At 63.4% G+C, this 15,083-nt stretch carries 11 protein-coding genes and 1 rRNA gene; 2 read left to right on the forward strand and 10 right to left on the reverse strand.

The genetic code is table 11. From position 1 onward, the window contains the following. Window positions 1-12: 12 nt before the first annotated feature. The 7 genes from CI15_RS04845 to coq7 all read right to left on the reverse strand — a co-directional run bounded on the left by CI15_RS04845 (window position 13) and on the right by coq7 (window position 7,683). The gene (locus CI15_RS04845) at window positions 13-1,425 is read right to left on the reverse strand and encodes a UDP-N-acetylmuramoyl-tripeptide--D-alanyl-D-alanine ligase (RefSeq protein WP_062124830.1); all 1,413 of its coding nucleotides are present in this window, start codon (window positions 1,423-1,425) and stop codon (window positions 13-15) included. Further along, complete coding sequence (locus CI15_RS04850; RefSeq protein ID WP_062124831.1) at window positions 1,422-2,984, reverse strand: UDP-N-acetylmuramoyl-L-alanyl-D-glutamate--2,6-diaminopimelate ligase; 1,563 nt, start codon at window positions 2,982-2,984, stop codon at window positions 1,422-1,424. The genes CI15_RS04845 and CI15_RS04850 overlap by 4 nt, the downstream gene beginning before the upstream one ends. Beyond that, window positions 2,981-4,846: a peptidoglycan D,D-transpeptidase FtsI family protein gene (locus CI15_RS04855; protein WP_062124832.1), complete on the reverse strand. Its 1,866-nt coding sequence runs from the start codon at window positions 4,844-4,846 to the stop codon at window positions 2,981-2,983. Before CI15_RS04855 ends, CI15_RS04850 begins: the two co-directional genes overlap by 4 nt. Then, window positions 4,843-5,193 carry a cell division protein FtsL gene (gene ftsL / locus CI15_RS04860; RefSeq protein ID WP_062124833.1) on the reverse strand — a complete coding sequence of 117 codons (351 nt, stop codon included), beginning with the start codon at window positions 5,191-5,193 and terminating at the stop codon, window positions 4,843-4,845. Before ftsL ends, CI15_RS04855 begins: the two co-directional genes overlap by 4 nt. Next, complete coding sequence (gene rsmH, locus CI15_RS04865; RefSeq protein ID WP_062124834.1) at window positions 5,190-6,143, reverse strand: 16S rRNA (cytosine(1402)-N(4))-methyltransferase RsmH; 954 nt, start codon at window positions 6,141-6,143, stop codon at window positions 5,190-5,192. Before rsmH ends, ftsL begins: the two co-directional genes overlap by 4 nt. A gap of 15 nt (window positions 6,144-6,158) precedes the next feature. Further along, on the reverse strand, window positions 6,159-6,587 hold the full coding sequence (gene mraZ, locus CI15_RS04870) for a division/cell wall cluster transcriptional repressor MraZ (protein WP_062124835.1): 429 nt from the start codon (window positions 6,585-6,587) through the stop codon (window positions 6,159-6,161). 457 nt (window positions 6,588-7,044) lie between these two features. Next, a complete protein-coding gene (gene coq7, locus CI15_RS04875; RefSeq protein ID WP_062124837.1) occupies window positions 7,045-7,683 on the reverse strand; it encodes a 2-polyprenyl-3-methyl-6-methoxy-1,4-benzoquinone monooxygenase in 639 nt (212 codons plus the stop codon). Window positions 7,684-7,988: 305 nt separating this feature from the next. On the opposite strand from coq7, the gene CI15_RS04880 reads away from it, so the two are divergent. After that, window positions 7,989-9,185 carry a porin gene (locus CI15_RS04880; protein WP_062124838.1) on the forward strand — a complete coding sequence of 399 codons (1,197 nt, stop codon included), beginning with the start codon at window positions 7,989-7,991 and terminating at the stop codon, window positions 9,183-9,185. Window positions 9,186-9,346: 161 nt separating this feature from the next. On the opposite strand, the gene CI15_RS04885 is transcribed toward CI15_RS04880, so the two are convergent. After that, entirely contained in the window at window positions 9,347-11,020 is a 1,674-nt protein-coding gene (locus CI15_RS04885; protein WP_062124840.1) for a long-chain fatty acid--CoA ligase, read from the reverse strand. 150 nt (window positions 11,021-11,170) lie between these two features. Beyond that, window positions 11,171-13,249, reverse strand: coding sequence for a molybdopterin-containing oxidoreductase family protein (locus tag CI15_RS04890; RefSeq protein WP_062124842.1), 2,079 nt, complete (start codon window positions 13,247-13,249; stop codon window positions 11,171-11,173). Window positions 13,250-13,436: 187 nt separating this feature from the next. Here CI15_RS04890 and CI15_RS04895 point away from each other — a divergent pair, with 187 nt between their 5' ends. Then, complete coding sequence (locus CI15_RS04895; protein ID WP_062124844.1) at window positions 13,437-14,624, forward strand: M20 aminoacylase family protein; 1,188 nt, start codon at window positions 13,437-13,439, stop codon at window positions 14,622-14,624. A gap of 203 nt (window positions 14,625-14,827) precedes the next feature. On the opposite strand, the gene rrf is transcribed toward CI15_RS04895, so the two are convergent. Then, window positions 14,828-14,941 (reverse strand): 5S ribosomal RNA (gene rrf / locus CI15_RS04900). Window positions 14,942-15,083: the final 142 nt, after the last annotated feature.

The raw sequence follows: 15,083 nt of genomic DNA on the forward strand, positions 1-15,083 counted from the left end.
GATCCTTCTATTTCAATGTGCGGCGGGCGTCGAGCCCGCGGCGTTGGGTTGTGGACTCGTAACGGCGTCCACCACGCGCTCCATCTGCATGAAGCGCGAGCCTTTCACGAGAAACGTTGCGGCAGCGCCGAAGCCGGCCTGCTGCAGTTGCGCGACCAGCGCGCCGACATCGGCGAGGTGGTGCGCGCCCGCGCCGTACGCGGTGCAGGCGTCGCGCGAGGCGTCGCCCATCGCATACAGCGCGTCGATACCGCGCTCTTTCGCATACGCGCCGATTTCGCGGTGAAACGCCGGGCCGTTGTCGCCGACTTCGCCCATGTCGCCCATCACGAGCACACGCGGCGAGGGGCGCGACGCGAGCACGTCGATCGCGGCGCGCATCGAATCGGGATTCGCGTTGTAGGTGTCGTCGATCACGGTTGCGCCCGCGAGCGTGCCGAGCGCGGCCTGCTTGACCTGCAGGCGTCCCTTCACCGCGCCGAACGATTCGAGGCCGCGCTGGATCGCGTCGAGCGACACACCCGCCGCCAACGCCGCCGAAGTCGCCGCGAGCGCGTTGTGCGCGTTGTGATTGCCGAGCACCTGCAGCGTGATGTCGAGATGGCCTTGCGGCGTGTCGATGCTCAAACGCTTGCCGTCGAAGGTGCCCTTCACCGCCGCTTCGGTCGTGCGCTCAGCACTGTTCAGCGCGAAATCGATGATGCGATTGCCGGTCGCGGCGACGCGCCAGATGCTCGCGTACGCGTCGTCCGCGGGGAACACCGCCGTGCCTTCCGGCGACAGCGCGTGAATCACGCTCGCATGTTCGAGCGCGACCGCTTCGACGGTCGCCATGAATTCCTGGTGCTCGCGCTGCGCGTTGTTGACGACGGCGACCGTCGGCTCGGCGAGTTTCGCGAGCAGTTCGGTTTCGCCCGGATGGTTCATGCCGAGTTCGACCACCGCGAGACGATGCGCGGCGTGAATGCGGAACAGCGTGAGCGGCAGGCCGATGTCGTTGTTGAAATTGCCCGCGGTCGCAAGGCGCGCATCCGCGCCGACCGCCGCCGCAAAGATCGACGCGATCATTTCCTTGACCGTGGTTTTGCCGTTGCTGCCCGTCACCGCGACGAGCGGCAGGTCGAACTGACGACGCCAGCCGCGCGCAAGCGCGCCGAGCGCCGCACGCGTATCGGCGACGCGGATCGCGGGCACGCTCCAGTTCTCCGGCGTGCGCGCGACGAGCACCGCCGCGACGTTGCGTTCGGCGACTTGCGGCAGGAAGTCGTGCGCGTCGAAACGATCGCCCTTGATCGCGATGAACAGATCGCCGGGGCCGGCGCTGCGGCTGTCGGTCGAGACGCGCTCGAAGCGCACGCTGTCGTCGCCGGTGACGACTGCGCCGGGAATCTGCGCGGCGGCTGCGCGTAGCGAGAACATGGTCATTCGCCACCTCCGCGTGTTTGTGTGGCCCGCGCGGCGAGCGCGAGGCGGGCGTGATCCTGATCGGAGAAAGCGCGTTTCTTGCCCATGATTTCCTGTGTCGCTTCGTGCCCCTTGCCGGCCAGCACGATCACGTCTTCGCGAGCGGCGCCGCGGATTGCCTGCAGGATCGCGCTCGCGCGGTCCTCGATACGGCGCGCGTGCGACGCATCCGTCATGCCGGCGGTAATTTGCTCGATGATCGCGAGCGGATCTTCGCTGCGCGGGTTGTCGCTCGTCACGACGACGTTGTCGGCCAGCCGCTCGGCGATCGCGCCCATCAGCGGACGCTTGGTCGCATCGCGGTCGCCGCCGCAGCCGAACATGCAGACGAGTTCGCCGCCGCGCGCGGTCGCGATCGGGCGTAGTGCCTCGAGCGTCTTTTCGAGCGCATCGGGTGTGTGCGCGTAGTCGATCACGACGAGGGGTTCGTCGTTCTGCAGACGGCCGCCCAAACGCTGCATGCGGCCGTTCACCGGTTCGAGCTTGACGAGTTCGGCGAGCGCCGCGGCGAATGGCAGGTCGGCGGCGAGCAGCACGCCGAGTACCGCGAGCAGATTGCTGACGTTGAAGAGGCCGAGCGTTTGCACTTCGACTTCGGCGTCGCCCCAGTCCGATGTGTTCAGATGAAACGCGGTGCCGTTCGCGGTGGCGCGCACGTTCGATGCGGTGAGCCATGCGTCGGCTTGCGATGTGTCTGTGGCGTTCGCGTCGGCTTGCCCGGCCTCGATGCCATAGGCGATCGTGCGCGCATGAGCACGCGTGCTCGCGAGCAAACGCCGGCCGGCGGCATCGTCGCGATTGATCACGGCCGCGCGCAGCCCGGGCCATGCGAACAGGCGCGCCTTGGCGGTTTCATACGCCTCGAACGTGCCGTGATAGTCGAGATGGTCCTGCGTCAGGTTCGTGAACACGGCGATGTCGAACGCGGTGCCGTTCACGCGGCCCTGGTGCAGCGCATGCGACGAGACTTCCATCGCCACTGCCTGCGCGCCCGCGTCGCGCAATTGCGCGAGGCCGCGTTGCAACTGCGGCGCGTCGGGCGTCGTGAAGCCGGTGTGCGTGAGGTGACCGACGAAGCCCGTGCCGAGCGTGCCGACGATCGCGCAGCGCGTGCCGAGCGCGGACAGCGCCGCGGCGACCCACTGGCTACACGAGGTCTTGCCGTTCGTGCCGGTGATGCCGACCGCGAGCATCGCGTCGCTCGGATCGCGATACCACGCGCTCGCAATCGTGCCGGCGAGTTCGTTCAACGCCGGCACCGCGTGCGCGACGGACGCGTCGAGCGTGCCGCTGAAACCTTCGGGTTGCACGAGCACGGCGGTGGCGCCGCGTTCGATGGCCGCGTCGATGAACGCGCGGTTGTCCGCGCCTTCGACCGCGTAGGCGAAAAACGCGTCGCCGGCCGCGAGCGAGCGCGTGTCGGCGTGCAGATGCGCGCCTGGCTGCGCGTGCGCGTGCAGCCAGGCGAGGGCGTCGGCGATCTGCCGGTGCGCTGGATGTTGCTCGCGCAGCGCGCTCATCGCTCGACTCCTGGATGATTTTTCGGGTTGGCGGAAATGGTCATCTTCTTGACGCCGGCATTCGTCGACAGCTTCTTCGCCTCGGACTGCGCGGCCGGCACGCTCGGCGCGGACGCAGCCGAATCGTCGGACACGACCATCTGCTTGACGGGCATGTCGGGCGGCACGTTCAGCGCGCGCAGCGTATCGCCGACGATGCCCGAGAACACCGGGCCCGACACCTGGCCGCCGAAGTGGCTGCCGGCGGTCGGTTCGTCGACCGACACCGCGACGACGATGCGCGGATTCGGCATCGGCGCCATGCCGACGAACGAGGCGCGATATTTGGAATGGTCGTAGCCGTGCGGCCCGTGCTTGTACGCGGTACCGCTCTTGCCGCCGACGCGATAGCCGGGCACCGCCGCGTCCGGCGACGTGCCTTGCGCCGACACCACGGTTTCGAGCATCGTGCGCACTTCACGCGCGGTGGTCGGCGAAAAGATCTGCGGACCGATGGCCGGCTGGTCGCCCGGCACATGGAAAATCGTCACCGGCATGATCTGGCCGTCGTGCGCGATCGCGGTGTACGCGCGGCCGAGCTGGAACAGCGACACCGACAGGCCGTAGCCGTACGACATGGTCGCCTGTTCGATGCGGCGCCAGCTCTTCCACGGCCGCAGACGACCCGCCGCCGCGCCCGGGAAGCCGACCTTCGGCGCCTGGCCGAGACCGATGCTGGTATACATGTTCCACATCTCTTCGGGCCGCAACTGCATCGCGATCTTGGTCGCGCCGATGTTGCTCGACTTCTGGATCACGCCGCCGACCGTCAGCACGCCGAAACCGCTGTCGTCGGTGATCGGCGCGCCGTCGAGTACGAAATGGCCGTTGCCCGTATCCACCAGTGTAGTCGGCGTCACGCGGTGCAGATCGAGCGCGAGCGAAACCGTGAACGGCTTCATGATCGAGCCCGGCTCGAACGTGTCGGTCAGGATCCGGTTGCGCAGCTGGTCGCCGGTCAGGTGCGTGCGGTCGTTCGGGTTGTAGGTCGGATAGTTGACGAGCGCGAGCACCTCGCCGGTGCGCACGTCGATCACCATCGCCGCGCCAGCCTTGGCCTTGGTTCTCTCGACGGCCGCTTTCAGGTTCGTATAGGCGATGTACTGGATCTTGCTGTCGATCGACAGATCGACATCGCGGCCGTTGTGCGGCACGACCTGCTCGTCCACGTCCTCGATGATGTGGCCCATGCGGTCCTTGATCACGCGACGGCTGCCGGACATGCCCGCGAGCAACTTCTGGTCGCCGAGCTCGACGCCTTCCTGGCCTTCGTCCTCGACGTTCGTGAAGCCGATCAGGTGCGCCGTGATCTCGCCTTCCGGATAAAAGCGCTTGTATTCGTCGCGCGAGTAAATGCCGGGAATGTCGAGCCCAACGACCTTCTCGGCGACGTCGACTGGCACCTGGCGCTTCACGTAGACGAAAGTCTTGTCTTCCGACAACTTCGCACGCAGCTCCTTCGTGGTCATGCCGAGTAGCTTGCCGAGCGCGTCGAGCTTGTCGGCGCCGAGGTCGTCCGGCACCGATTCGGGAATCGCCCAGATGGCGCGCACCGGCAGACTCGTGGCGAGCACGAGACCGTTGCGATCGAGAATCTTGCCGCGCGTGGCCGGCATGTCGATGCGGCGTTGATAGCGGATTTCGCCCTGCTTCAGATAGAACGCGTTGCCCGGTCCCTGAATCCAGAACGCGCGCGCGGCGAGCGCGACGAACGCCATGAACAGCAGGAACACGACGAGCTTCGAGCGCCACATCGGCAGGCGCACCGACAAGATCGGGTTGGCCGAAAACGCGACGCTCTTGTGCGCCGACGATTTTTTCATCGGTTGCCTCCGCGACGGGTCGCGGCCGGCGCCGAGGCCGGAGCGGAAGTCGGAACGGGCGCGTCGACCGCGGTCGCGGTACCCGGGTTCAGCGTCAGGTACTGGGTGCGGCCCGTGGTGACCGATTGCATCTTCAGCGAGGCGGTGGCGATCTGCTCGATGCGCGACGTTTTGGACAGCGCGCTCTGCTGATATTGAAGCTGCGAATAGTCCTGCTGCAGCTGACGCTCCTGCGACTGCGCGCGCTGCAACTGGATAAAGACCTGTCGCTGCTGATTGGTCGCGTTGACGACCGACAAGGCACAGCCCATCACGATGATCAGCAGGAAAATATTGAGGCGGTTCATGGCGCGATCCGCTCCGCCACGCGCATCACGGCAGAACGGGCGCGCGGGTTGTCGGCGACTTCAGCGTCGCTCGCGAATACGCGGCCGATGATCTTGAGCGGAGGGCTCGGCAGGTCGACCGCGCGGATCGGCAGACGGCGGTCGACCGCCGGCGTGCTCGCGTGCGCCTGCATGAATCGCTTGACGATCCGGTCTTCGAGCGAATGAAAGCTGATGACCACCAGCCGCCCCCCTTGCTCCAACAACGACAATGCTGCTTCTAGAACGACTTGAAGCTCCGCAAGCTCTTGATTGACGTGAATCCGTATAGCCTGAAAGGTGCGGGTTGCCGGGTCCTTGCCCTTCTCACGGGTTTTGACGACGTTAGCCACGATTTGGGCAAGCTCGCCCGTGCTGACGAGAGGCCCAAGACGGTCGGACTCTGCCCGGCGAGCAACAAGCGCCTTTGCAATCTGAAAAGCAAACCGTTCTTCCCCATAATCTCGTATCACCTCCGTCAATTCCTGCACCGTGGCCCGCGCGAGCCAGTCAGCGGCGGACTCGCCGCGCGTCGGGTCCATCCGCATGTCGAGCGGGCCGTCGGCGCGGAAACTGAAGCCCCGCTCCGGATCGTCGACTTGCGGCGACGACACGCCCAGATCCAGCAACACTCCCGACACACGCCCTACCCCGCGCTCCGCCATCGCGGCGCGCAGTGAAGCAAAACTCTCGTGGACGATGGCAAAGCGCGGATCGGCGATCTTCTGCGCCGTCGCGATCGCGAGCGGATCCTTGTCGAACGCGATCAGCCGCCCCGCCTCACCCAGCCGCTCCAGCACGAGGCGGCTATGGCCGCCACGGCCGAACGTGCCGTCCACATAGGTGCCGTCGGCGCGCGTGACCAGCGCGTCGACCGCTTCGTTCAACAGCACCGTGCGATGCTGCAATTCGTTTCCCATCGCTGGAGCCATATAAATGAGCCGCGATCAGAACGTGAAGTCTTTCAACGCGTCGGGCATGCCCTCGGCGATCGCCGCCTGTTCCTTCGCGGCGTAAATCTGCGCATCCCACAACTCGAAGTGACGGCCCATGCCGAGCAAGGTCACTTCTTTCTCCAGCGAGCCAGCCGCGCGTAACTCCGGCGACACGAGCACCCGGCCTGCGCCGTCCATATCCACATCCATTGCATTGCCGAGAAAAATGCGCTTCCACCAGGCCGCGTTCATAGGCAGCTTGTCGACCTTGTCACGGAAGACTTCCCATTCCGGGCGCGGAAAGAGCAACAGGCAGCCGTCCGGGTGCTTGGTGATCGTCACCCGGCCCTCTGCCTGTGTTTGCAGCGCATCCCGATAACGAGAGGGAATCGACATCCGCCCTTTCGCATCGAGCGTCAGCGCCGACGCCCCTTGGAACACTTTGCTCTCCCCTGTTGCGACGCTATTTGCGCCGCCCGCCCGATCCGTGGAAATCTACCCGAAAGTGGTGCCGAGAACACACAAAAATACACTTTCTCACACTGTCTCCCACTTTAGAGGAACGCTAAACACGGGTCAAGGGAGCGACTCGCTTTTCGAGCGGATTTTGTTTGCTAGAACAAGGACTTAGCGCGACTCCTTCACATCCCGCATAAAACGGAAAACCGTTATAAATTAACGGGCTAGTGCAACTTGTGAAGGTGATACGTGAAAAGTGCGGGGAAACAGCGCGGATTGAAAGAGATCGTTAAGTGCGTCGGGAAGTGAAAAAGCGGCGTGGCGGGAACGGATGACGAACGGCGCGCGCGGCGCCGTCCCACTTGGGAGGGGTGGGTTCAGCGAAGGGGGTGAGGATGCCTGCGGAGCTCCGGTCTGTGACGCGAAGGGGCTGAGACCCTCATATGTAATAGGCAGTGCGCGTCATGACCTTCGACATTGCGCGCATCAACGTGCGAGCCGGGAACGGCAACTCGATGCCGCCCGCATCCATCGCGGCCTTGCCGTGCTGCGCTTCATCGAGGCGCATCTGTTCGACGATTGCGCGCGATTCATGGTCCGCGGCGGGCAGCTGCTCGAGATGATTGTCGAGATGCTGCTCGACCTGGCGCTCGGTTTCGGCCATGAAGCCAAGACTCACGCGATCGCCGAAGCGTCCCGCGGCGAGACCGATCGCGAGCGCGCCGGTGTACCACAGCGGATTGAGCAGACTCGGACGCGAGTCGAGCGCTTCGAGGCGTTTGGCGGTCCACGCAAGATGATCTTCTTCTTCCGACGCCGCGTGATCGAACATGGCACGCAGCCCGGGGGAGCGGGTGGCGAGTTTCTGCGCCTGGTAAAGCGCCTGCGCGCACACTTCGCCGACGTGGTTCACACGCATCAACCCGGCCGCATGGGCACGCTCCTCGGGCGATAGTTCGGGCGCCTCGGCCGTCGCCGCCGAGACCTGCGGAAGCGGCAGCGGACGGCTCATTCGCGACACTCCCGTCAGTGAGCGTATACCCCGATCAAACTCGCCAATCAACTCGTCCAGCAACATTAAGCGCTCCCTGATTCGACCACCGCCGCACCGATCCGGAAGGTCCGTGGGACAGGGACTTGCGGCGCAAAACCCGCTCCCAGACAAGCACGTATCTGCATGAAATCGGCGGTTAATTTCGGATTTTAGACCATGTTGCGTAAACGAAACAGCGGCCATCCGGAGCGACGCCTTTTTCTTTGTCCCATGTATGCCTTTTGTTACATTACGTGGCAACTTCTCGCGAAGTTGGATAAGCAAGGCAGTAGGCACCCAACAAATATTTCGCCTTGTACAAAAGATTCGTATTCCTTGGAGATCATTCGATGAAAAAGTCGCTTCTCGCTCTCGCAGCATTGGGCGCATTCGCAGGCGTCGCTCATGCTCAGAGCAGCGTGACCCTGTACGGCATCGTTGACGTTGGTATCAACATGAACACCAACGCCGGCGGCTTTCACAAGTACGACATGTCCAGCGGCGTCCTGCAAGGCTCGCGTTTCGGCCTGCGTGGCACGGAAGATCTGGGCGGCGGTCTGAAGGCCCTGTTCGTATTGGAAAACGGCTTTGACGTGACCAACGGCAAGCTCGGTCAAGGCGGCCTGATGTTCGGTCGTCAGGCATACGTCGGCCTGTCGAGCCAGTTCGGCACGGTCACGCTGGGTCGCCAGTACGACTCCGTGGTCGACTATGTGGGCCCGTTTGAATCGGGTGATCAGTGGGGCGGCTACATCGCCGCTCACCCGGGCGATATCGACAACTTCAACAACGCGTATCGCACCAACAACACGATCAAGTTCACGAGCAACAACTACAACGGCCTGACGTTCGGCGGCACGTATAGCCTCGGCGGCACCGCCGGTGACTTCACGCACAACCAGATCTGGTCGTTGGGTGCTGGCTACGCTAACGGTCCGCTGCAGTTGGGCGTTGGTTACCTGAACGCACGCACGCCGGCAGCATCGGGTGGTCTGTTCAACAACGGCGGCACGATTGCAACGAACACGCCGGCTGTGGGTACCACTCCGGCCAACTTCGCTGTTACGACGCCGATCTACGCTGGCTTCGCATCGGCTAACACGTACCAGGTCGTCGGCGCAGGCGGTGCCTACACGTTCGGCGCGGCAACCATCGGCCTGACGTATTCGAACATCCAGTTCGGCAACCTCGGCAAGACGTTCGCGTCGCCGTTCGCTGGCCAGAAGGCAACGTTCAACAACGGCGAAATCAACTTCAAGTATCAGTTGACCCCGGCCCTGCTGGTCGGCGCAGCGTATGACTACACGCGCGGCGAGCAGATCGAAGGCAACTCGCGCGCCCAGTACCATCAGGGCGCGCTGGGCGTGGACTACTTCCTGTCCAAGCGTACCGACGTGTACCTGGTCGGCGTGTACCAGCACGCTCTGGGCGATACGGTCAACGCAACGGGTCAGGTGGTCGAAGCAACGGCAGGCATCAACGGCCTGACCGGTTCGTCGACCAACAACCAGTTCACGGCCCGCATCGGTATCCGTCACAAGTTCTAATAAGTCGTAAAAACGCAGTTTGTCTTAAAGGCGCCTTCGGGCGCCTTTTTTTGTGCGCGCGTTTTACGTGCGGCTGACCGAGTGTGTTTACGCCGCGCAACGGCAACAAAAAGCCCGGCGCACTTTCGCGCGCCGGGCTTTATTCTGTTCTCCTTTCTTCCTTACGCCCTGCCGTCGCGCAACTCGCGGCGAAGAATCTTGCCGACATTGCTCTTCGGCAACTCGGTACGGAATTCGACGAGCTTGGGCCGCTTGTAGCCGGTCAGTTGGGTTTTGCAGTAGGCGAAGATCTGTTCGTCGGTCAGCGACGGATCCTTCTTCACGACGAACAGCTTGACCGCCTCGCCCGAATGCTGATCCGGCACGCCGACCGCCGCGACTTCGTACACCCCCGGCAGCTTGGCGACGACGTCTTCGACTTCGTTCGGATACACGTTGAAGCCGGACACCAGAATCATGTCCTTCTTGCGATCGACGATCTTCACGAAGCCGTCGGTGCCCATGATGCCCACGTCGCCCGATTTGAAGAAGCCGTCCGCCGTCATCACCTTGGCGGTTTCGTCGGGTCGGTTCCAGTAGCCCGCCATCACCTGTGGGCCGCGGATGCAGATCTCGCCGGGCTGGCCGGGCGCAACCTCGTTGCCTTCGTCGTCGCGGATCGAGACTTCGGTCGACGGCAGCGGCAGGCCGATCGTGCCGCTGTATTCCGTGGCGGTGACGGGATTGCAAGTCACGCACGGCGACGTTTCCGACAACCCATAGCCCTCGATGATCGGCGTACGCGTCAGTTCGAACCAACGCTTTGCGACTGCCTCCTGCACCGCCATACCGCCGCCGTTGGCGGTCAGCAGCTTCGAGAAGTCGAGCTTGTGGAAGTCGGGGCTGTTCAACATCGCGTTGTAGAGCGTGTTGACGGCAGGAATCGTCGTGATCGCGTAACCTTCGAGCGCCTTGATCATGCCGGGGATGTCGCGCGGATTCGGAATCAGCACACCGAGTCCGCCAGTGTGAATCGTCAGCAGTCCACATACGGTCAGCGCGAACACGTGATACAGCGGCAGCGCGACGACGGTAATGAACTGATCGATATCCGTGCGGTTCGCGCGCGCCGGATCGAGCCAGGCTTCCGACTGCAGCACGTTCGCGATCAGGTTCCGATGCAGCAGTGTCGCGCCCTTGGCCACGCCGGTGGTGCCGCCTGTGTATTGCAGGAACGCGATGTCGTCAGGCCCTTGCTGGACCGGCTGGAATGTCAGGCGTGCGCCCTCTGAGACGGCGTCGTTGAACTTGACGTGCCCCGGCAGGCTCCACGCCGGCACCATCTTCTTGACCTTGCGCACGACGAAGTTCACGAGCGGACCTTTGATGCCCATCAGATCGCCCATGGCCGCCACGACCACATGCTTGACCGGCGTATTGCGCACGATCGCCTGCAAGGTTCCGGCGAAATTCTCGAGCAGAATGATCGCCTCAGTGCCGCTGTCCTTCAGTTGATGTTCGAGTTCGCGCGGGGTGTACAACGGATTCACGTTCACGACCACATAGCCCGCCCGCAGAATCGCGGCGATCGCGACCGGATATTGCAGCACGTTCGGCATCATGATCGCGACGCGTGCGCCGCGGGCGAGTCCCTTCGACTGCAGCCACGCCGCGAGATTGCGCGACAGCTCGTCGAGTTCACCATAGCTGATCTGCTTGCCCATGCAGACGAACGCCGGCTTCGCGCGGTGTTCGCGAAAGGCTTTCTCGAGCAGCTCGGCCAGCGACGAATAGCGCGTCGGGTCAATCTCTGTGGGAACGCCGGGCGGGTACGATTTCAGCCAGATTTTCTCCATGCAGCGTCTCCTCCTGAATTATTTTCGAATGGTCGTGCTAAAAACGCATCGTAGCATGGGCATATTGTGGCCAATGGCGAAAGCGATGAGGTTAGACGGCCGCCTCGAACTTGCGAGGCTGGATGCCGGATTCAAATTGCGGTGCGGCTTTCAGGCTCGCTCGACCTCGACGAGGCAGTCATAAAACGTTGCCGAGCCGCCAAGATCGGTGAGGGCCTGGCTAGTCAACTGGTTTGCGTTGCGGCCGTCTGGCGCGAGCTTCTTCCACCAGATCGACAATCCGACGACCAAGCCTCCGCGTGCCCGATCCGTCACGCGGGCACGCGCCTGCATCGAACCGCGGTCGTTGAAGATGCGGACCTGATCGCCGTCGCTGATGTTGCGCGGCTGCGCGTCGTCCGGGTGGATGTCCAGATGTGGCTCGCCTTCGGTCGCGCGCAGACTCTCGATGTTCACGAAGGTACTGTTCAGGAAGTTACGCGCGGGCGGCGAAATCATCGCGAGCGGATAGCGGGCGGCCAGTTCGGGCGCGCCATCCGCCGATTCGTAGGGCGCCAGATAGTCCGGCAGTGGGTCGAGACCCTGTTGCGCGAGGCGCTCGCTGTAGAACTCGCACTTGCCGGACGGCGTGCGGAAGCCGCCGTCGGCCAACGGCGCGTCGGGCAGATTCAGCTGGGCCCAGCCGGCTTGCTTCAGCGATGGCCAGTCGACTCCTTCCAGCGTCTTGTCGTTCCAGCGAAAAGCGGCTTGCGCGACAGTTTCGTCGCTGTCGAAGAGCGCCGGTTCCGTCAGGCCCATGCGGTGCGCGATGCCGCGGAAGATCTCGGTGTTCGGGCGCGCGTCACCGAGGGGCGCAATGGCGGGCAAGTTGGCCATCACGTACGTGTGGCCGTAGGACTTGTGAACGTCGAGATGCTCGAGCTGGGTCGTGGCGGGTAGCAGCAGGTCAGCATAGTCCGCCGTGTCGGTCTGGAAATGCTCGAGCACGATCGTGAACAGATCCTCGCGCGCAAAGCCGGCCGCGACGCGTTCGGAGTCCGGCGCGACCGCGACCGGATTCGAGTTGTAGACCACAATCGCCTCGACCTTCGGGCCAAACGTGGCGTCGCCCGGATGCAGCAGCGCGTCGCCGATCGCGTTCATATTGATCACGCGGCTGGGCTTCGACGGCCAGCCGGGCATCAGGTCGGGACGCTGCAACGCATGCGAGTCGACCGGCGCCCAGCCGCTCGACGACAACAGCGCCCCACCCGCACGCTCGCGCCATGCGCCCGTCAGCGATGGCAGACACGCGATCGCGCGCACCGCATTGCCGCCGCCACGCACTCTCTGCAGCCCGTAGTTCAGGCGGATCGCGGCTTTTTTGGTGCCACCGTAAAGTCGCGCAAGATCGGCGATCACCTGCTCTTCGACGCCGCAAATATCACTAACGCGCGACAGCGGATAGCTGAGCGCGCGCGTCTTCAGGGCAGCGAAGCCGACTGTATGCGCGGCGATGTATTCGTGGTCGAGCAGGTCCTCGGTGATCAGCACGTTCATGATCCCGAGCGCGAGAGCGCCGTCGGTGCCAGGCTTCAGCGCAATGTGCTGATGGCATTTTTCCGCGGTTAGCGAGCGATACGGATCGATCGCAATCAGCCGCGCGCCGCGCCGCTTGGCTTCCTGTGCGCGCGTCCAGAAATGCAGATTCGATGCGATCGGGTTGGCTCCCCAGATCAGGATCACGTCGCTCTCGGCGAAAAACTCGGTGTGCATTCCGATGCCCCCGCCGTACGTGTACTTGAGGCCCGCGGCGCCTGCGGCCGCGCAAATCGTTCGATCCAGCTGCGACGCGCCGAGCTTGTGGAAGAAGCGTTGCGCGATGCTGTCGCCTTGCACCAGCCCCATCGTTCCCGCGTAGCTGTAGGGCAGAATCGCTTCCGGCGCGCGACGTGCAATTTCGCCGAGGCGGGTGGCCGCGAGATCGAATGCCTCGTCCCAGCTGATCGGCTCGAAGCGACCCTCGCCCTTGCGGCCGACACGCTTCATCGGCGTCGTCAGCCGGTTCGGATGGTACACACGCTCCGCGTAGCGGCTGACCTTCGTGCACAGCACGCCTTGAGTCGGCGGGTGGTCGGGATCGCCGACGACCTTGATTGCACGTCCGTTGTCGACGGTCACACGCATCGCACAAGTGTCAGGACAATCGTGCGGGCACACGGCGCGCGCGAATTCGGTCGGGGCGTTCATCGGCAATCCATCCTGGCGAGCAGTGAGCGGTCGGGCAAAGTGGAATTTTATTACGTCGATAGGCCGCCGACCCGGGTGGTGCCGTCAAAAATGCCTTCGGCGTAGAATGAATTATCCGAAGTGCCCGGGCCGGCCTGGTCCGCAGCAATCTCATGCTAGTCAAGCACAAACGCCTCCTCACTCCATCATGAAACTGATCCCCGAAATCCTGGCCGCTCGCGGCGAAATCCAGACCCTTCGACGAACCATCCATGCCCACCCGGAACTGCGCTACGAAGAGACGGCGACCGCCGATCTGGTGGCCCGTTCGCTGGAGTCCTGGGGCATCGAGACCCATCGCGGTTTGGGCAAAACCGGCGTGGTCGGCGTACTGAAACGCGGCAACGGCTCGCGTTCGATTGGCCTGCGGGCCGACATGGATGCGCTACCGATCCAGGAGCTCAACAGCTTCGATCATCGCTCGACGAACGATGGCAAGATGCACGCGTGCGGCCATGACGGGCATACGGCAATGCTGCTCGGCGCCGCGCATTATCTGGCCAAACATGGTGATTTCGACGGCACGATCGTGTTCATTTTCCAGCCGGCCGAAGAAGGCGGCGCTGGTGCGAAGGCAATGATCGACGACGGCTTGTTCAGCAGATTCCCGGTGGACGCCGTTTTCGGTATTCACAACTGGCCGGGTATGCCGGCGGGCCATTTCGGCGTCACCGAAGGCCCGATCATGGCGTCGAGCAACGAATTTCGCATCGAAATCAAGGGCGTCGGCTCGCATGCGGCGCTGCCGCACAATGGCCGCGATCCGGTCTTTACGGCGGTACAGATTGCTAGCGGGCTGCAAAGCATCATCACGCGAAACAAGAAGCCGCTCGATACCGCGGTGTTGTCGATTACGCAGATACACGCCGGCGATGCGGTCAATGTCGTGCCGAACGACGCGTGGATCGCGGGAACCGTGCGGACCTTCACCACGGAAACGCTCGACCTGATCGAGTCGCGCATGCGCAAGATCGCGCAGAGTACGGCCGAAGCCTACGATTGCTCTGTGGACATCCACTTTCACCGGAATTACCCGCCTACGATCAACAGCAGCGAGGAAGCGCGTTTTGCCGCGTCGGTCATGAAAGAGATCGTGGGCGCGGAAAACGTCGATGATGCAGTTGAACCGACCATGGGCGCCGAGGATTTTTCGTTCATGCTGCTTGCGAAGCCAGGGTGCTATGCGTTCCTGGGCAACGGCGAAGGCGGCCACCGCGAAGCCGGCCACGGCGCGGGCCCTTGCATGCTGCACAACGCGAGTTATGACTTCAACGACGAGCTATTACCGGTGGGGTCGACGTATTGGGTTCGGTTGGCGCAGAAATTTCTGGCGTAGGGGAAGTAGAGCCCTGATGAAGCATTGATGCGGGTTGATGTGTCGCCTGCGTCGATGCTATTTGCTTCGCGCATTCGGACTGCGAGAACAATACACGGCCGCCCTTCTCGTTCGTGCTCAGACGAGGACACTGCTGTCGCTGATGGCCGCGTAAACGCAAAAACCCCAGCCTGTAGGGGGTGGGGTTTCTGACGGGGTGAGGAGCCTGACGATTACCTACTTTCACACGGGCAATCCGCACTATCATCGGCGTGGAGTCGTTTCACGGTCCTGTTCGGGATGGGAAGGGGTGGGACCGACTCGCTATGGTCATCAGGCATGAGGGGTTGCTGCGTCGCAGGGTATGCGCCACAGCCAATCTGGAAGAAGTAGTTTCTGGTGATGCTCACCAGAGCGGGGTTGTGTTGTTTCAGGCACAACACTGATCTCAACCGTGTGCATAAAACACACCTGTTATAG

Source organism: Paraburkholderia monticola, assembly GCF_001580545.1.
Lineage (GTDB): Bacteria > Pseudomonadota > Gammaproteobacteria > Burkholderiales > Burkholderiaceae > Paraburkholderia > Paraburkholderia monticola.